Source organism: Kitasatospora sp. NPDC091335 (assembly GCF_044757205.1).
Classification (GTDB): domain Bacteria; phylum Actinomycetota; class Actinomycetes; order Streptomycetales; family Streptomycetaceae; genus Kitasatospora.
Map to the genome: position 1 here is coordinate 129,187 of NZ_JBIVUM010000016.1, position 15,859 is coordinate 145,045.

Consider the following 15,859-nt stretch of genomic DNA (forward strand, 5'->3'; position numbering starts at 1 on the left):
CGCGCGGGGGCGCCGCCGGGCGGCGGGCGGCCCCCCCCCCCCCCGCCCCCCCCCCCCGCCGGCCCCGGGGGGGGGGGCGGGGCGGGCCCCCCCCCCCCCCCCCCCCCCCCCCCCGCAGCGGTCCGGAGCGCCCGGATCAGTGAATGATGCCGGTGCGCAGCGCGACCGCGACCATTCCGGCGCGGTCGCCGGTGCCCAGCTTGCGGGCGATCCGGGCGAGGTGGCTCTTCACGGTGAGCGCCGACAGGCCCATCGCCACGCCGATCGCCTTGTTGGACTGACCCTCGGCGACCAGCCGCAGCACCTCGACCTCACGGCCCGACAGCTCGCGGTACGCGGCCTGCTGCGCGCCCGGCGCTCCGGGGGCTCCGGGGGCGCCCGGCGCACCGGCCGCGCCCGGCATGCCCGGCATCCCCGGGCGGCGCATCCGGCCGGCCAGCCCGGCGGCACCGAGCGGCATCCCGGGGCGGCCCGGCATCGCGACGTTCGTCCGGGTGCCGGTCACCACGTAGCCCTTGACGCCTCCGGCCAGTGCGCTGCGGACCGCGCCGATGTCGTCGGCCGCGGACAGTGCCAGGCCGTTGGGCCAGCCCGCGGCGCGGGTCTCGGCGAGGATGGTCAGCCCGGAGCCGTCGGGAAGATGTACGTCGGCGACACAGATGTCGCGCGGTGTGGAGACCCGGGGACGGGCCTCGGCGATCGAGGACACCTCGATCACGTCCCGGACGCCGAGGGCCCACAGGTGGCGGGTGACGGTGTTTCGGACACGGGGATCGGCGATGACCACCATGGCGGTGGGCTTGGTCGGCCGGTAGGCGACCACGTTTGCGGGGTGCTCAAGAAGGACCGACACCAGGCCTCCTGCGGGGAGTGGCGGACGGAACCCCGATGGGGGCGGTCGGAGTGTTCCGCGTTCGGAAAGGGTCACAGTCTGCTTCGGCAGCAACCGTGCCCGGCTTTAGCGAAAGATCACGATCTAGTGAGTAACAATACGGACAAATCGCGCAAATGATTGATGCGACATGCCTGGTATTCGCACAAAATCGATCAGATTCGGCGCTGATCGGTCGGTATCGACCGGTGAATTGACGTAGAGCGGGTCGGAAGTCACACTCCGTCAGCCCTGGGGGTGGCGTACGGCCGTCGGGTGCCGTCGGGCCGGCGACACCACCCGTCAGTGCGACCGGGGGCGTCGCCGGGCCGGCATCGGAACCACTCCACCGAGTGAAGGAACCTCGGCGGGTCCCTGCGGGGCCGGGGCGGCCGGCGGCAGGCCGGCACTGATGCACAGCAGGTCCGTCCAGGCCGCCAGGTGTCGCTCGAAGCGGCCGTCGGCCGGGGTCCAGGAGGCCCGGATCTCGACCTCGGTCGAGGACGGGCGGTCCGCCAGGCCGCCGAAGTACTGGGAGGAGCAGAGGGTCACCGTGCCGGACGGCTCCGCGTACCCGGCGCCGTGCGCCTGGAGGGCGTCCAGCAGCCAGGCCCAGCCGACCTCGGAGAGCATCGGGTCGCCGGCCATCTCCGGCTCCAGCTCGGCCCTGGTCATCGTGACCACCCGGAACTCCCCGTTCCAGGCCTCCTGCCCGGCCGGGTCGTACAGCAGCACCAGCCGGCCGTCCGCCAGCTCCTCGCCGTCCACCTCGACCGAGGCGGTCACCGCGAACGAGTGCGGGGCGAGCCGGCGCGGCGCCGGCGCGGGGGAGAGCTGCACCTCGGGCCGCAGCCTGGCCCCGTCCAGGGCCGCCACCGCCGCCCGGAACTCGCTCGGCGCCCCCTCGCGACCCGTTCCGCCACCTGCTCCGCCACCCTGTGCGGGGTGCCCTCCGACCGCTGCCATGCCTCGAAGACTAGGTCGAAGAACGGGGTTATCGCCGCAACTTCTCTCCCAGCGGCGTGCCGGAACGGCAAACCCGGCAGATCTTGGAGGAACCGACGAGCCCGGCCGGGAAACCGGGCTCGGGGCGCGTGCGAAGATTTGAGGCGTGAGCGAGACTACGGCAGACACGACGGCGGCCACCCACGACGGCCCGACCACTCCCGCGCGCCGCGGCGCCGCGCACGACTCCGCGTTCCTGCGCGCCTGCCGGCACGAGCCGGTGCCGCACACGCCGGTGTGGTTCATGCGCCAGGCCGGCCGCTCGCTGCCCGAGTACCTGAAGGTCCGCGAGGGCATCCCCATGCTGGAGTCCTGCATGCGGCCCGAGCTGGTCAAGGAGATCACCCTCCAGCCGGTGCGCCGGCACAAGGTGGACGCGGCGATCTTCTTCAGCGACATCGTGGTGCCGCTCAAGGCCGTCGGCATCGACGTCGACATCAAGCCCGGCGTCGGCCCGGTCATCGCCGACCCGATCCGCACCGTCGAGGACCTGAAGCGGCTGCGCCCGCTGGAGCCGGACGACGTCCCCTACATCACCGAGGCCGTCGGCCTGCTGGTGGACGAGCTCGGCGAGACCCCGCTGATCGGCTTCGCCGGCGCGCCGTACACGCTGGCCAGCTACCTGGTCGAGGGCGGGCCGTCCAAGAACCACGAGAACACCAAGGCCATGATGTACGGGCAGCCCGAGCTGTGGGCCGCCCTGGTGGACCGGCTCGCGGACATCACCTCGGCCTTCCTCAAGGTGCAGATCGAGGCCGGCGCGTCGGCGGTCCAGCTGTTCGACTCCTGGGTCGGCGCGCTCGCGCCGGACGACTACCGCCGCTCGGTGATGCCGTCGAGCACCAAGGTCTTCGACGCCGTCGCCGGGTACGGCGTGCCGCGGATCCACTTCGGTGTCGGCACCGGTGAGCTGCTCGGCCTGATGGGCCAGGCCGGCGCGGACATCGTCGGGGTCGACTGGCGGGTGCCGCTGAACGTCGCCGCCGAGCGGGTCGGCCCGGGCAAGGGCCTCCAGGGCAACCTCGACCCGGCGGTGCTGTTCGCGCCCACCAGGGTCGTGGAGACCAAGGCCCGCGAGGTGCTGCACGCCGCCCAGGCGCTCGGCACCAGCGGCCACATCTTCAACCTCGGCCACGGCGTGCTGCCGTCCATGGACCCGGACGCGCTCAGCCGCCTCGTCGCCTTCGTCCACGAGGCCAGCGCGCGCTGACCTCCCGGTGGCGGGCCCCGGCCCCGGGGGGGCCCGGGGCCCGCTACCCGGCCGAGACCTCGATCCCGGCCCGGCGCAGCAGCGCCGCCGTCACCCCGTCACCGGGACGCAGCTCCCCGGTGAACGTCCCGTCGTACACCCGGCCGCAGCCGCAGGACGGGCTGCGCGCCATCAGCAGAGCCCGCCTCGCCCCCGCCCGCTCGGCGGCGGCGAGCGCCGCCCGGGCGCCGGCCAGGAACTCCTCGGTGCAGTCCGCGCCGGTCGCGTCCACCACGCGGGCCCGCCCGTCCAGCACGTCCGCGCCGTCCCCGCCCACGATCTCCGCCGGCGGCCGCGGTGTCGGCAGCCCGCCCGCACCCTCCGGGCACACCACCACGGCCCGCCCGTCCTCGACCAGGCGCACGGCGCCGTCGGAGGTCTTCGCCCGCCCGTCGTACCGGCAGGGGATCCCGGCCAGACACGCACTCACCACGATCGGTTCCATAGCACACAGAATAGGTGGGGGCCGCCGCGCTCCCGAACTCGCTACCGTAGGGGCATGAGCGAGCTGCCGGACTGGATGTACGCGCCCAGGGACGAGGGCTGGTTTGCGGACGACCTCGACCACCTGCCGCAGGCGCCGCGGCACACCGAACTGATCGATGGAGCACTGGTCTTCATGATGTCCCCGCAGCGTTGGTGGCACGGCGAAGTCGTCGACAACCTCAAGATCGCGCTGAGTGCCCAGGTTCCGGAAGGTGTCAGGGTCGGCCGGGAGATGTCGATCAAGCTCGACAAGCGGAACCGCCCCGAGCCGGACGTCCTCGTGGTCAGGGCGGACTTCGAGGGCAGGCGCACGCAGTTCACTCCCGACGAGGTCCTGCTCGTCATCGAGGTCGTCTCGCCGGAGTCCGCACACCGCGACCGGACGGTCAAGGTCCGGAAGTACGCCGAGGCGGGCATCCCGCACTACTGGATCGTCGAGGAGGAAGAGGACGACTGCGCGGCTGTGCACGTCTACGAGCTGGACGAGGCGACCGCTTCGTACGCGCCTGCCGGGATTTTCCGGGGCACGCTGGAGCGGCCGGTGCCGTTCCCGATCACGATCGACCTCGGGCGTGCAGCGGATTGAGGCATCCGTGTAAAGACCTGCGAGACTGCGGAGCATGTCGGATGCACAGGTCGTCGTCGTCGGTGGCGGTATCGCGGGACTGGCCGCGGCCGCCTTCCTGAGCGGGGCGGCCGGAGGGCCGGCGCGGGCGCGGGTGACGCTGCTGGAGGCGTCCGGGCGGGTCGGCGGGAAGCTGTGGGGCGGAGAGGTCGGCGGGGTCAGGGTGGACCTCGGGGCCGAGTCGGTGCTGGCCCGGCGGCCGGAGGCGGTGGAGCTGGCGCGGGCGGTCGGGCTGGCGCGGGAACTGGAGCCGCCGACCACCGCGAAGGCCGCGATCTGGACCCGCGGCGCCCTGCGGCCGCTGCCCGGCGGGCAGGTGATGGGCGTTCCCGGTGACCTGGAGGCGCTGGCCGCCTCCGGGGTGCTGACCGCGGAGGGGCTGGAGCGGGCCAGGCACGAGGAGTCCGCCGAGATCGGCGAGGACGCCCCGATCGGCCGCTACGTCGCCGACCGGCTGGGCCGGGAAGTCGTGGACCGGCTGGTCGAGCCGCTGCTGGGCGGCGTCTACGCCGGCCGCGCCGACGAGATCTCGCTGCGCGCCGCCGTGCCGCAGCTGCTGCCGATCGCGCGCGGCGGCGGCTCGCTGGTCGAGGGGGTGCACGAGCTGGCCTCCCGGCCGAAGGCGGCCGGAACCCCGGTGTTCCAGGGGCTGCGCGGCGGTCTCGGCACCCTGCCCGGCGCGGTCGCCGCGGCCTGCGTCGAGGCGGGCGTGGACCTGCGCACCGACGCCCCGGTGGACGAACTGCGCCGAACCCCCGACGGCTGGCGGGTGGTGACCGGCGGCGAGGTGCTGCACGCGGACGCCGTGGTGCTGGCCGTCCCGGCCCCCGCCGCGGCCCGGCTGCTGCGCGAGGACGCCCCGGCGGCCGCCACCGAGCTGGACACCGTCGAGTACGCGGGCATGGCCCTGGTGACCCTGGCCTTCCGCCGCGCCGACCTGGCCGAGCCGCCGAGCGGCAGCGGCTTCCTGGTGCCGCCGGTGGACGGCCGGCGGATCAAGGCCTCGACCTTCTCCTCCAACAAGTGGGGGTGGCTGGAGCGCTCCGCGCCGGACGCGTTCCTGCTGCGCACCTCGCTGGGCCGGCACCGCGAGGAGGAGGCGCTGGGGCTGCCGGACGAGGAGCTGGTGGCGCGGTCGCTGGCGGACCTGGAGGAGGCGATCGGGCTGACCGCCCGGCCGTACGACACCTTCGTGTCCCGCTTCGCGGCCGGTCTGCCGCAGTACCCGGTGGGGCATCTGGACCGGGTGGCCCGGGTGCGGGCGGCGGCCGGGCGGGTGGGCGCGCTGGCGCTGTGCGGCGCCGCGTACGACGGGGTGGGCATTCCGGCGTGCATCGGGTCGGCCGCCGCCGCCGCGGCGGCCGTCGACAGACTGTTGACCCCGGAGACCGGGGAAGGTTCCACGGAGAGGACAATGGGCGCATGACTGAGAGCGTTGAGCGGGAGCAGCAGCCCGAGAAGAAGAAGGCGCGCGACCTGAACCAGGTCATCCGCTACACCATGTGGTCGGTGTTCAAGCTCAAGGGCGCCCTGCCCGAGGACCGCACCGCCCTCGCCGCCGAGGTGGACGAGCTGTTCGCGCAGCTGGACGCCAAGGACGTGACCGTGCGCGGCACGTACGACGTCTCCGGTCTGCGCGCGGACGCCGACATCCTGGTCTGGTGGCACGCCGCCGACTCGGACGACCTCCAGGAGGCGTACAACCGCTTCCGCCGCACCGGCCTCGGCCGGCTGCTGGAGCCGGTCTGGTCGAACATGGCGCTGCACCGCCCGGCCGAGTTCAACAAGTCGCACATCCCGGCGTTCCTGGCCGACGAGCGCCCGCGCGACTACGTCTGCGTGTACCCGTTCGTCCGCTCCTACGAGTGGTACCTGCTGCCGGACGCCGAGCGGCGCGCGATGCTCGCCGAGCACGGCCAGATGGCGCGCGGCTATCCGGACGTGCGGGCCAACACGGTGGCCTCGTTCGCGCTCGGCGACTACGAGTGGCTGCTCGCCTTCGAGGCGGACGAGCTGCACCGGATCGTCGACCTGATGCGCGACCTGCGCCCCTCCCGGGCCCGGCTGCACGTCCGCGAGGAGGTGCCGTTCTTCACCGGCCGCCGCAAGCCGGTGAGCGAGCTGCTGAACGGCCTGGCCTGAGCGACCGCGCGGTGTCAGGAGGCCGGTTCCCCCGAGGGGGAACCGGCCTCCTGCGTTCCGGTGGGGTGCCGTGGCCGTGGTCCGGCGAACTCGCGCAGCACGGAGGTGTAGTGGTCGCCGAGGTCGACCCGGGTGACGTCCTTGAAGCGGAACTTCGTCGGCTCCGCGTGCCAGCGTGCCTCGGGGTCGACCTCGTGCAGCCGCAGCGAGGCGGGGCGCAGCGCGGTGACCGTGCCGACCCGGCAGACGGCGGGGTCGCGGTGCTCGGTGTGCAGGGCGATCAGGCCGTACTCGGCGCAGGCGGCGGTCAGCAGGCCCGGCAGGTCGTCCAGCGGCAGGCGGGCGCCGGGCGGGCGGAGCGGCCACAGGCCTCGGCGGCGCAGCGCCCGTACGGTCAGGCTCTCCTCGCCGCCGCGGTCGCGGACCCGGTGCAGGTCGGTGGTGCGGACGGCGGTCCAGCCGTCGGGGCGGTGGTCGACGCAGTTGGCGAGCAGGGTCCAGACCGGGCCGGTGCCGAGGACGAAGCCTTCCAGCCGGTCCGCGCCGGGGATCGAGCGGCGCAGCCGCACCGGGCGGCCCTCGAGGCGGGCGCGCTCCAGCGTCGCGAGGCCGTGCTTGCCGAGGGCCGGTCCGGCCGGGGAGGGTTCGTCCATGGGGGGAGTCTGCCCTGGTCGCGGGGTGGGCGCAGCCGGATTTCAGGTCCGGTGGGGGCGCAGGGCGGCGCGGAGGCGGGCGTCGGGGAGGACGGCGGGGCCGTTCATGGCGACGGCGGTGAGCAGTTCGCGCTCCTCGTCGTCGGCGAGGCCGCGCTGGCGGGCCGGGCGGACCTCGCGCAGTACCTCCTGGCCGGTCGGGGAGGCCCAACGGGTGTACGGGTAGACGTCGACCCGGGCCATCAGCAGGGTGCCGGAGGTGAGCATCAGCGGCAGCGAGAACCAGGCGAGCGGGGCGAGGGTGTCGCCGCCGGTGAAGCCGCTCAGGGCCAGCGAGGCGGCCAGCAGGACCAGCGACAGCAGCAGCGCGTGGCGCACCTGCCGGACCACCACCACGGTGGTGCGCTGCACCATCGCGGGCGTGGCCAGGCCCGCCAGCGCGAGCCGGGCGCCGATCTCCAGCACGGTGGGGTGCTCGGCCATCGCCCGGCGCAGCTCGTCGGTGCGGCACTGGCCCCCGGGGCCGACGGTGGCGATGACCGCCCGCTCCAGCCGGCTGCGGCCCCTGGGGTCGACCACGGTGGTCCAGCCGGTGTGCGCCAGGTGCAGCCGGCCCCGGCCGGCCATCAGGACGAGGGCGAGTTCGACCACCCGGTCCGGGCCGCCGGCCAGGTAGGCGGTCTCGTACAGGCCGATGCCGACGGCTTCGGGGGGCCGCAGGCCGGTCGGGTCGGTGAGGGCGTCGGCGGTGGCGGTCATCCGGACCAGTCGGAGGCAGGACAGCACCGCCGCGACACAGGCCGGTATGAGGAACAGCAACCACATGGGCATGTTGTATGCCTGCGGCGAGGGCGCGCGGAACGCATTCCCGGTCCGCGATACCGAACTGTGACGTCCGGCGGGGCGTCAGTGGGGGCGCGGCCGTGCGGTGGAGCCTCCTCGGCCGGGCGGTGCGTCCCCGCGCGCGGCCCGACGGCGGCCGGTCCCTCGGCGACCGCCGGGCCGCGCACCCCGTCCCCGCCGATCGCCCGGCCGGCCGCCGGGGCCGGGGTCAGGAGCCGCAGCCGCCGCCGCAGCTCGATCCGCAGCTGGAGGAGGACGACGAACCGCAGCTGGACGAGGAGGACCCGCAGCTGGAGGAGGACGAGGAGCCGCAGCTCGACGACGAGGAGCCGCAGCCGGAGGAGCCGGAGTCCGAGGAACCGCACCAGGAGGTGCTGCCGCCGTCGGAGCCGGAGGAGCACGAGGAGGACGAGGAGGACGACGACGAGGACGACGACGCGGCGTTCGCGGCGGCCGCGTGCCGCACGGCCTCGTCCTCGGCCGACGCGGCCAGCATCGTGGCCTCCAGCTCCTGGTCGTCCAGCCCGGCCGCGGCCAGCCCGCCGAGCGCGAGCGCGCCCAGCAGCGCCCCGCCGGCCAGCTTGGGCGACACCCCGGAGTCGGGCTTCCACGGCCCGCCCTGCATCAGGGAGAGCTGGCGCGCTCCCGCCGGGGTGATCCGGCTCCTGATCTGCGGGGTGGCGAGCAGCGCGACGAGGCCCCCGGCCGCCAGGAGGCCCGGGATCCAGAGGTTCGGGCGGTCGTGGCCGATGACGCCGTCGTCGATCAGTACGGAGGCCACCGCGGAGGCCACCACGACGAGCAGCGCGAGCCAGAGCAGCCGGCGGGCGGTGCGGGCCCGCCGCAGCCGCTCGGGGCGGCGCAGCAGGCCGCGGTCGGCGAGCCTGTCGCCGATCTCCTGGACGGCGGCGGAGCGCATCACGGCGTGGCGCAGCGGGCCGATCTCGCGGCTCCCGGTCGGGCCGACGGCGTCCTGGACCGCCTTGTCGACGGCGTCGTACGGCTTGGCGCCGGTGAGTGTGACCAGGCCGGAGCGGCTGATCACGGCCTGCTCGCTGAGGTGCATCCGGACCAGGGCGGTGTCGAACACCCGCCCGGGACCGCCGGACAGGAACGCGGTGTCGAGCAGCGGCAGGCCGCGGCCGGGCAGGCCCTTGGCGTACCGGACCCGGCCGATGTGCTGCCGGGTCCGCGAGGCGTACAGGGCGGCGGTCACCAGCAGGACGGCCGGGACGATGAAGTAGCTGTTGCGCCACATGGGCGGTTCCCCCCGAGGTGGTGATGGTTCGCCAGAGGCTGGTGGCCCCCGGCCGCCGGCTGTCAGGGCGTGTCAGGCACGCTCTGGCGGCGCAGGGCCCGGCGCAGGCGCGCGAGCGGGCCGGGCGGTGGTACGGGTGCCGGGTGGAGCCACTGCTCCAGGGCCCGGCGGTGGTCGTCGGCGAGCGGGCCGCCGTCGGTGAGCACCCACTGCGCGAAGGCCCGGGCGTCGGAGCGGTAGCCGCCGGTCTGCGGGTGGGAGCGGGCGTAGCCGAGGAAGAGCGGCCCGTACTGCGCCCCGAGCATACGGGGCAGGTCGGGGGCCACCTTGGCGGTGGTGCTCCGCCGCTTGGCGGCCAGGCCGGTGGACTGGGCGCGGACCTGGCGCTCGTCGAAGCCGGGCGGGACGGGCCCGCCGGCCACCAGGGCGGCCAGCAGCTCCTCCTGGCGCCGGGCCAGCCGCTGCCGGGCGGCGGCGAGGTCCCGGTCGGTGGCGAGGTCCCGGTCGGTGGCCTCCTGGATCGTGGTCGGGTCGGTCATCGCCGGGTGCTCCCCTCCAGGACCCGGCGGATGGCGTCCAGTTCGCCGGCCAGCTCGCTGGGCGGCGGGAAGTTGGCGTCCCGCTCCAGCAGGACGCCTGGCGGGGCGGTCCGTGCGCAGAGTTCGGCCAGTATCTCCAGGACCGGTTCGGTGACGGGGTGGGCGTGGGTGTCGTGCCAGACGCCGTCGACCAGCCTGCCGCCCGCGACGTGCACGTAGGCGAGCGCCTCCAGCGGCAGGCGGTCGAGTTCGGCGGCCGGGTCGAGGCCGAGGTTGACCCGGTTGGTGTGCAGGTTGGCGACGTCGATCAGCAGCCGGACGCCGGTGCGCTCGACCAGCTCGGCCAGGAACTCGCCCTCGCTGAACTCGTCGTCCGGCCAGGCGAGCTGGGCGGCCGTGTTCTCCAGGGCGAGCGGCACCGGCAGCTGTTCCTGGGCGATCCGGACGTTCTCGGCGATCACCCGCAGCGAGTCCCGGGTACGGGGGACGGGCAGCAGGTGGCCGGCCTCCAGGCCGCCGGCCCGGACGAACGCCAGGTGCTCGGTGACCAGCGGGGAGCCGAGCGCCAGGGCGGCGTCGGCGAGCCGGGCGAGGCGGCCCGGGGCGGGCAGGTCCGCGCCGCCGAGGCCGAGGCCGACGCCGTGCGGGACGACGGTGACGCCGCGTTCGCGCAGGACGGTCAGCGAGTCGGGCAGGTGGTCGGCGCAGATGTTCTCGGCGACCACCTCGACCCAGTCCAGGCCGGGCTGGCGCTCGACCACGGTGTCGATCTCGCTGCGCCAGCCGAGGCCGACGCCCAGGCGGGTCGTGGTTTCCGGGGGCATGGTTCCTGTGGACGCCGATTTCGGGGCCGCGGTTCTCGGGGCCGCGGTTCCGGCGGGCGTGCTTCCCCGGGGTGCCGTTCCCGGGGGCGCGGCGCTCGGGCTCGCGGTGGCGGAGCCGGGCAGGTCAGGGGCAGGAGTGGTCATCGGTTCGCCCCCTTCGGAGGGCCGGGTGAGAAGGGCCGTCGACCGGTGCGGGCGTCGTCGCCAGGACCGCGTGGCCGTGTTGCTGAGGATGTCCCCGGGCGGGGTGGCTGCCAAGCCTCACCCGGTCTTCTCAGAGCATTATTTGAGCTTGTCGGCCCGGCGATCAGGGACTTTGGTCCCGAGTCTCGGCCGTCCCCGCAGGTGGGGCGCCCCGGCGGCGGGAAAAATGGGGGGCGCGGGACGGGCGGGCGCGGCTAGCGTGGGAATCCATGACTCCTTCGATCTCCCTGACGATCCGTGACTTCCGCCCCGAGGACGCCGGCGCCGTGGCGGCGGCCCACCGGGCCGAGCGCGAGCACTTGGTGCTCTCCGCCGAGGCCCTGGCCTGGCAGAACGCCCAGCCCAGCCCCGAGGAACACTTCCGCACCTTCGTCGCCGAGCTGGACGGCCGGGTGCTCGGCGCGGTGCGCTGCGGCGTGGTGCTCGGCACGACGACCGAGGGCGTCGGCTACGCCAACGGCAGCGTGCTGCCCGCTTTCCGGCGGCGTGGGGCGGCCACCGCGCTGCTGACCGCGGCCGAGCGGCACCTGACCGGGCACGGGGTGACCGAGCTGCACACCTGGATGGACGACGAGCCCGCCTCGCTGGCCTTCGCCACCGCCAGTGGCTACCGGCTCGGGCGCGCCATGCAGTTCGCCGGACGGGATCTGACGCTGCCGCTGCCACCGGCGCCGGTACTGCCGGCGGGCGTCGAGCTGCGCCCGGCCGCCGACTGGGCGGCCGACCCGCACCCGGTGTTCCTGGTCGAGGCGGACGCCGTCCTGGACGAGCCGGGCAGCGAGGTGCCGATGGACGCCCTGGAGTACGAGGACTGGCTGCGCGGCGACTGGACCCGCCCGGACCGGGACCTGGCGCTGAGCGTCGTCGCCGTGGTGGACGGCGAGCCGGCCGCGTTCAGCATGGCGCAGACCGACGGGGCGGACCGCTACTGGTCCGCGTTCACCGCCTGCCGCCGGGAGTTCCGCGGCCTGGGGCTGACCAAGTCGGCCAAGCTGGAGTCGCTGCGGCTCGCCGTGGCGGCGGGCTACCGGCACGCGTACACCAGCAACGACACGACCAACGGGCCGATGCTGGCGATCAACGCCTGGCTGGGCTACGAGCGCTGCGCGGGGGAGCGCAAGGGGATCAAGCGGCTGGAGCGGCCCGCGGGTCGGGAAGCCTGACGCCTCGCCGTCGCCGGCGGGGTCCGCCGCACCCCGCCGCACCCTGCCGACCCCTCCGCACCCTGCCGACCCCCGTGGCGCTGTCGCGCCGAGGGTCGGCGCTGGTCCGAGGGGGCAGCGCGGGTGCCTCCGCGCTGCGGGGGGACGGGCCGGTTCGGCCAGATGTGGTCCAGACCACTCGGGATGAATTGGGATATCCCGGGCTTCTGAAGACGCGAAGTGGCTTGAACCGTAAGAGTTTTGCTCCACCCCTGACACATCATGGGCATAATCGCGCACATGACGATCAACCGTGCGAACGTGAGCGCGATTGCCGAGGACCTGTACGTGTGGCTCCCGCCGAAGCGGGGATGGGGCCTGGCCAACTGCGGACTGCTGGCTTCGGAGACCACGGCGCTCTGGATCGACACACCGTACGACCCCTCGCTGGCCGGGGAGTTCCTCGCCGCCAGCCGGCGGCTGCTGCCCGCCGGGGTCGAGGTCGACCGGGTGGTCGTCACCCACGCCAACGGGGACCACCTGTGGGGCGCCGGGGTGCTGCCGGACGCCGAGGTGATCGCCACCCGCGAGGCCCTGGAGCACATCCACTGGGAGCCCACCCCCCAGCAGCAGCACGCGCTGGTCACCACCAGCGATCCGGACTCGCCGCTCGGCGGCTACCTGCGGGAGCACTTCGGAGTGTTCGACTGGTCCACCGCCGAGGCGGTGCGCCCGGACACCGTCTTCACCGGTGAGCTGGAGCTGACCGTCGGCCGGTACCCGGTGCAGATCACCAGCCTGCCCGCCGCCCACACCGGCGGCGACCTGATGGTCCACCTCCCGCACCAGCGCGCGGTGTTCACCGGCGACGTGATCTTCTCCTCGACGCCCGAGCAGCCCGGCGACCACCCCTCGCACTGGGCAGGACCGCTGGAGAACGTCATCGGCGCCTGCGAGCGGGCCCTGGCCACCGGCGCGGAGATCTTCGTACCGGGCCACGGCCCGGTGCTCGACCGGGCCGGCGTCCGGGAGCACATCGGCTACCTCGCGTACGTCCGCGAGCGCGCCCACGCCCTGCAGGCCGCCGGGATACCCGCGCTGGACGCCGCCCGGCGGGTGATCGCCGAGCGGCGCCACCCCGAACTCGGCCTGCCCGAGCGGCTGGTGCTCACCATCGCGGCCGAGTACCGGCACCTGGACGGCTCGGCGGCCCCGGGCGTCCTGGAGGCCATGGGCCAGGTCGCCCTGGTGGCCAGGGAGCTGGCCGAGGACCGGGCCCGCCCCCCGCGCACCGCCCGGAACTGACCCCGCCCGGGCTCCCCGTCCGGCAGCCCGGCCTTCCCGGCCTTCCCGGCCTTCCCGTCCGGCCCGATCCGCAAGCACCCCCGAGGACTTCGATGACGCAGATCGCGCTGATCGTCCTGGCGCTGGTCGCCGCCGTGGCCACGGGCGTGCTCGCCCGCGGCCGGGCCGGGGCCGTCGCCCGGGCCACGGCCGCCGAGACCGCACTCGGCCACGGCGAGGAACGCGCCCGGACCGCCGAGGGCAGGCTCGCCCGCGCCGAGCAGCAGCTGCGCGAGGCGCAGGAGGCCGTCCGGCGCTCCGCCGAGGACGCCGGGAGGGCGGAGGAGCGCACCCGGGCCGCCGAGGACAGCGTCCGCGAGTCGCAGGAGGCGGCCCGGCAGGCGCAGGACACCGTCCGGGACGCCGTCCAGCAGGGCGCCGCCGCGACCGTCCGGGCCGAGGAGGCGGACCGCGCCCTGGCCGCCGCCGAGGCACGGTCCGCCGCACTGCTCGCCGAGATCGGCCACCTCGCCCAGGAACGGGTCGCCGCCACCGCCGTCCGGCTCACCCACACCAACGCCCCGATGGTCGGCCCGCTCGACCCGCAGGCAGTCGGCCCCGAGGCCGTCCGGGCGCTCCAGTCCGTGCTGGACGCCGCGCACGCCGCCCTCGCCGACGAACGCGAGCGGGTGGACGCCGCCGCCCGCGCCACCATGCGCGGCGCCACCTCCCGGATCCAGACCCTGCTGTACCAGATCCAGAGCCTGGTCCAGCAGCTCCAGCACGAGAACGACGACCCCAGGCTGCTGGAGGTCGACTTCCGCAACGAGGTCGCGCTGCGCCGGATCCAGACCGTCGCGGTGCTCTGCGAGGCCTGGCCCGGCCTGGCCCGCACCGACTCGCCGCTCGCCGAGGTGGTCGTCGGCGCGCTCTCCCGGGTGCCCGGCTACTCCCGGGTCAAGGTCGCCAACCACCTGCGGGAGCAGCGCCTGGCCGTGGTCGCCAGGGCCGCCGAGCCGATCGCCGTCACCATCGCCGAACTGCTCGCCAACGCCACCGCCTACTCCCACCCGGAGACCGACGTCCCGGTCACCGTCCAGCAGGGCGGCCGCGGCGCGCTGGTGATCATCGACGACAGCGGCATCGGGATGGACGAGGACCAGCTGCGCCGGGCCCGCCGACTGCTGGCCGGCCCGCCGGACGTGCTGCTCACCGAACTCGGCAACCCGCCCAAGACCGGCTTCGCGGTGATCGGCAAGCTGGCCCGCCAGTACGGCTTCTCCTGTCACATCGAGCCCTCGCCGTACGGCGGCATGCGGACCATCCTGCGCATCCCGGCCGCGCTGGTGACCGTCGTGGACGACGCGCAGCCGCTCTCGGTGCTCACCCCGCTGCCGCTGCGGGCCGGCGCCGGCCCGGCCCCGGCACCCACCGTCGCCGCCGTTCCGCCGATGCGCGACGCCGACGAGCAGGACGGGCCGCAGCTCGCCGACCGGCACAACCAGCCGGGACCGCACCCGGCACCGGCCATCAGGGTGGTGCCCGATCCGGCTCCGGCGGAGGAAGCTCCGGCCGGGGACGGTCCGCTCGGGGACGGCCGGCGGGCCGCAGCGCCCAGCATCGAAGCACCCGCGAACCACGCGCCCGCGAACGACGCACCCGCGGCCGACGACGGCACCGGCCTGCCCACCCGGCGCCGCCGCCGTCCGCTGACCGCGGGGGAGCCCGCTGCCGCTGAACCCGCCCGCGCGCCCGCCCCCGGAGCCGGGCGCACCCCCGAGCAGGCCGCCGCCCACTGGCAGGCGCTGCAACGGGGCACCGACTCCGGCCGGGCCGCCGTGGCCAGGGCCGCCGACAGCGCCGGCACCCCCGGCGACACCACCGCCGGCCGCGAACCCGGTGAGCAGAGCACCGGTCCGACCCCAGAAGGAGCCGAGCAGTGAGCAGCACGCCCAGCCCGACCGCCACCGACGAGATCTCGTGGGTGCTGACCCCGCTGCTGGAGCTCCCCGGAGTGCTGCACGCGGTCATCGCCACCGGGGACGGCCTGGTCGAAGGCGCCTCGGACGGCCTGGAGCGAGCCTCGGCCGAGCGGGTCGCCGCGATGACCGCGACCGTGCACGCCGCCGCCCGGGCCTTCACCACCGCGTTCACCGACGCCGAGCGGCCCCGGCTGGCCCAGACCGTGGTGGAGTCCGATCTCGGCTACGCCATCGTGGTGCCCGCGGGGGAGAACACCTCGCTCGCCGTGTTCACCGCGCCGGACGCCCAACTCGGCAACGTGGCCTACCAGATGCAGGTACAGGTCGCCGCCCTGGGCCGGGCACTCGCGAGCCCGGCCCGGCGGCAGGACGACGACGAGCGGTCATGACCGCCGTCCCCCGCAGGCGGATGGTGCCCGCCTACCTGGCCACCGGCGGCCGCAGCCGTCCCGGCACCAAGGGCTTCGAGCGGCTGACCGTGCTGTTCGCCGACCGCGCCGACCCGCCGGACGCGCTCGAACCCGAACACCGCCGGCTCTGGGAACTGCTGCGCCCCGGCGCGCTGACCGTCGTGGAGGCCGCCGCGCACCTGCGCCTGCCGGTCAGCGCCACCGTCTTCCTCGCGGCCGACCTGGTCGAGGCGGGCTGCCTGCACGCCCGCGCGCCGGTCCCGCGCGCCCAGCAGACCGACCGCTCCCTCGTCGAGAGGCTCCTCGTTGGACTCCGTGCGCTCCGGTGACCCGGCCGCCCGG

General features: G+C 75.1%; 17 protein-coding genes. 9 read left to right on the plus strand and 8 right to left on the minus strand.

Annotated elements, in window-relative coordinates; translation table 11 throughout:
* Positions 1-136: 136 nt before the first annotated feature.
* Together ACIQOW_RS29205 and ACIQOW_RS29210 are read right to left on the minus strand one after the other, a co-directional pair.
* Positions 137-853 (minus strand): response regulator transcription factor, encoded by a 717-nt coding sequence (locus ACIQOW_RS29205; RefSeq protein WP_049651279.1) that lies wholly within the window; start codon positions 851-853, stop codon positions 137-139.
* Between the two features lie 321 nt (positions 854-1,174).
* Positions 1,175-1,837 (minus strand): DUF3000 domain-containing protein, encoded by a 663-nt coding sequence (locus ACIQOW_RS29210; RefSeq protein WP_188295146.1) that lies wholly within the window; start codon positions 1,835-1,837, stop codon positions 1,175-1,177.
* A 145-nt stretch (positions 1,838-1,982) separates the two neighbouring features.
* Between ACIQOW_RS29210 and hemE the strand changes: the two genes are divergently transcribed.
* The gene (gene hemE / locus ACIQOW_RS29215) at positions 1,983-3,086 is read left to right on the plus strand and encodes a uroporphyrinogen decarboxylase (RefSeq protein WP_401089899.1); all 1,104 of its coding nucleotides are present in this window, start codon (positions 1,983-1,985) and stop codon (positions 3,084-3,086) included.
* Positions 3,087-3,129: 43 nt separating this feature from the next.
* Here hemE and ACIQOW_RS29220 read toward each other — a convergent pair whose 3' ends face one another.
* Positions 3,130-3,570, minus strand: coding sequence for a DUF523 domain-containing protein (locus tag ACIQOW_RS29220; RefSeq protein ID WP_401089901.1), 441 nt, complete (start codon positions 3,568-3,570; stop codon positions 3,130-3,132).
* 54 nt (positions 3,571-3,624) lie between these two features.
* Here ACIQOW_RS29220 and ACIQOW_RS29225 point away from each other — a divergent pair, with 54 nt between their 5' ends.
* Genes ACIQOW_RS29225 through hemQ form a run of 3 tightly spaced genes read left to right on the plus strand, consistent with a single transcriptional unit; the run spans position 3,625 to position 6,378 of the window.
* Complete coding sequence (locus ACIQOW_RS29225) at positions 3,625-4,197, plus strand: Uma2 family endonuclease (protein WP_401089903.1); 573 nt, start codon at positions 3,625-3,627, stop codon at positions 4,195-4,197.
* A 34-nt stretch (positions 4,198-4,231) separates the two neighbouring features.
* Complete coding sequence (hemG, locus tag ACIQOW_RS29230; protein WP_401089905.1) at positions 4,232-5,662, plus strand: protoporphyrinogen oxidase; 1,431 nt, start codon at positions 4,232-4,234, stop codon at positions 5,660-5,662.
* On the plus strand, positions 5,659-6,378 hold the full coding sequence (hemQ, locus tag ACIQOW_RS29235; RefSeq protein WP_401089907.1) for a hydrogen peroxide-dependent heme synthase: 720 nt from the start codon (positions 5,659-5,661) through the stop codon (positions 6,376-6,378). Before hemG ends, hemQ begins: the two co-directional genes overlap by 4 nt.
* Before the next feature lie 14 nt (positions 6,379-6,392).
* Here hemQ and ACIQOW_RS29240 read toward each other — a convergent pair whose 3' ends face one another.
* The 5 genes from ACIQOW_RS29240 to ACIQOW_RS29260 form a co-directional block, all read right to left on the minus strand.
* Complete coding sequence (locus ACIQOW_RS29240) at positions 6,393-7,031, minus strand: hypothetical protein (protein ID WP_401089909.1); 639 nt, start codon at positions 7,029-7,031, stop codon at positions 6,393-6,395.
* A 42-nt stretch (positions 7,032-7,073) separates the two neighbouring features.
* Complete coding sequence (locus ACIQOW_RS29245) at positions 7,074-7,856, minus strand: TIGR04222 domain-containing membrane protein (RefSeq protein ID WP_188299259.1); 783 nt, start codon at positions 7,854-7,856, stop codon at positions 7,074-7,076.
* A gap of 226 nt (positions 7,857-8,082) precedes the next feature.
* Positions 8,083-9,132, minus strand: coding sequence for a TIGR04222 domain-containing membrane protein (locus tag ACIQOW_RS29250; RefSeq protein ID WP_401089911.1), 1,050 nt, complete (start codon positions 9,130-9,132; stop codon positions 8,083-8,085).
* Between the two features lie 62 nt (positions 9,133-9,194).
* Positions 9,195-9,671, minus strand: coding sequence for a hypothetical protein (locus ACIQOW_RS29255; protein WP_401089913.1), 477 nt, complete (start codon positions 9,669-9,671; stop codon positions 9,195-9,197).
* Positions 9,668-10,495 (minus strand): DUF692 domain-containing protein, encoded by an 828-nt coding sequence (locus tag ACIQOW_RS29260; protein WP_401089915.1) that lies wholly within the window; start codon positions 10,493-10,495, stop codon positions 9,668-9,670. Before ACIQOW_RS29260 ends, ACIQOW_RS29255 begins: the two co-directional genes overlap by 4 nt.
* Before the next feature lie 413 nt (positions 10,496-10,908).
* Here ACIQOW_RS29260 and ACIQOW_RS29265 point away from each other — a divergent pair, with 413 nt between their 5' ends.
* The 5 genes from ACIQOW_RS29265 (at position 10,909) to ACIQOW_RS29285 (ending at position 15,846) form a co-directional block, all read left to right on the plus strand.
* The gene (locus ACIQOW_RS29265) at positions 10,909-11,862 is read left to right on the plus strand and encodes a GNAT family N-acetyltransferase (RefSeq protein ID WP_401089917.1); all 954 of its coding nucleotides are present in this window, start codon (positions 10,909-10,911) and stop codon (positions 11,860-11,862) included.
* A gap of 279 nt (positions 11,863-12,141) precedes the next feature.
* Positions 12,142-13,146, plus strand: coding sequence for an MBL fold metallo-hydrolase (locus ACIQOW_RS29270; protein ID WP_401089919.1), 1,005 nt, complete (start codon positions 12,142-12,144; stop codon positions 13,144-13,146).
* A 92-nt stretch (positions 13,147-13,238) separates the two neighbouring features.
* On the plus strand, positions 13,239-15,068 hold the full coding sequence (locus tag ACIQOW_RS29275) for an ATP-binding protein (RefSeq protein WP_401089921.1): 1,830 nt from the start codon (positions 13,239-13,241) through the stop codon (positions 15,066-15,068).
* The gene (locus tag ACIQOW_RS29280) at positions 15,065-15,496 is read left to right on the plus strand and encodes a roadblock/LC7 domain-containing protein (RefSeq protein ID WP_188297015.1); all 432 of its coding nucleotides are present in this window, start codon (positions 15,065-15,067) and stop codon (positions 15,494-15,496) included. Before ACIQOW_RS29275 ends, ACIQOW_RS29280 begins: the two co-directional genes overlap by 4 nt.
* Entirely contained in the window at positions 15,493-15,846 is a 354-nt protein-coding gene (locus ACIQOW_RS29285) for a DUF742 domain-containing protein (protein ID WP_401089923.1), read from the plus strand. The genes ACIQOW_RS29280 and ACIQOW_RS29285 overlap by 4 nt, the downstream gene beginning before the upstream one ends.
* Positions 15,847-15,859: the final 13 nt, after the last annotated feature.

Bases quoted from the DNA above. Each gene is read 5' to 3' on its own strand.
- ACIQOW_RS29210 (WP_188295146.1), bottom strand. From the start codon at position 1,837: ATGGCAGCGGTCGGAGGGCACCCCGCACAGGGTGGCGGAGCAGGTGGC.
- ACIQOW_RS29220 (WP_401089901.1), bottom strand. From the start codon at position 3,570: ATGGAACCGATCGTGGTGAGTGCGTGTCTGGCCGGGATCCCCTGCCGG.
- ACIQOW_RS29225 (WP_401089903.1), top strand. From the start codon at position 3,625: ATGAGCGAGCTGCCGGACTGGATGTACGCGCCCAGGGACGAGGGCTGG.
- hemG (WP_401089905.1), top strand. From the start codon at position 4,232: ATGTCGGATGCACAGGTCGTCGTCGTCGGTGGCGGTATCGCGGGACTG.
- hemQ (WP_401089907.1), top strand. From the start codon at position 5,659: ATGACTGAGAGCGTTGAGCGGGAGCAGCAGCCCGAGAAGAAGAAGGCG.
- ACIQOW_RS29240 (WP_401089909.1), bottom strand. From the start codon at position 7,031: ATGGACGAACCCTCCCCGGCCGGACCGGCCCTCGGCAAGCACGGCCTC.
- ACIQOW_RS29245 (WP_188299259.1), bottom strand. From the start codon at position 7,856: ATGTGGTTGCTGTTCCTCATACCGGCCTGTGTCGCGGCGGTGCTGTCC.
- ACIQOW_RS29250 (WP_401089911.1), bottom strand. From the start codon at position 9,132: ATGTGGCGCAACAGCTACTTCATCGTCCCGGCCGTCCTGCTGGTGACC.
- ACIQOW_RS29255 (WP_401089913.1), bottom strand. From the start codon at position 9,671: ATGACCGACCCGACCACGATCCAGGAGGCCACCGACCGGGACCTCGCC.
- ACIQOW_RS29260 (WP_401089915.1), bottom strand. From the start codon at position 10,495: ATGCCCCCGGAAACCACGACCCGCCTGGGCGTCGGCCTCGGCTGGCGC.
- ACIQOW_RS29265 (WP_401089917.1), top strand. From the start codon at position 10,909: ATGACTCCTTCGATCTCCCTGACGATCCGTGACTTCCGCCCCGAGGAC.
- ACIQOW_RS29270 (WP_401089919.1), top strand. From the start codon at position 12,142: ATGACGATCAACCGTGCGAACGTGAGCGCGATTGCCGAGGACCTGTAC.
- ACIQOW_RS29275 (WP_401089921.1), top strand. From the start codon at position 13,239: ATGACGCAGATCGCGCTGATCGTCCTGGCGCTGGTCGCCGCCGTGGCC.
- ACIQOW_RS29285 (WP_401089923.1), top strand. From the start codon at position 15,493: ATGACCGCCGTCCCCCGCAGGCGGATGGTGCCCGCCTACCTGGCCACC.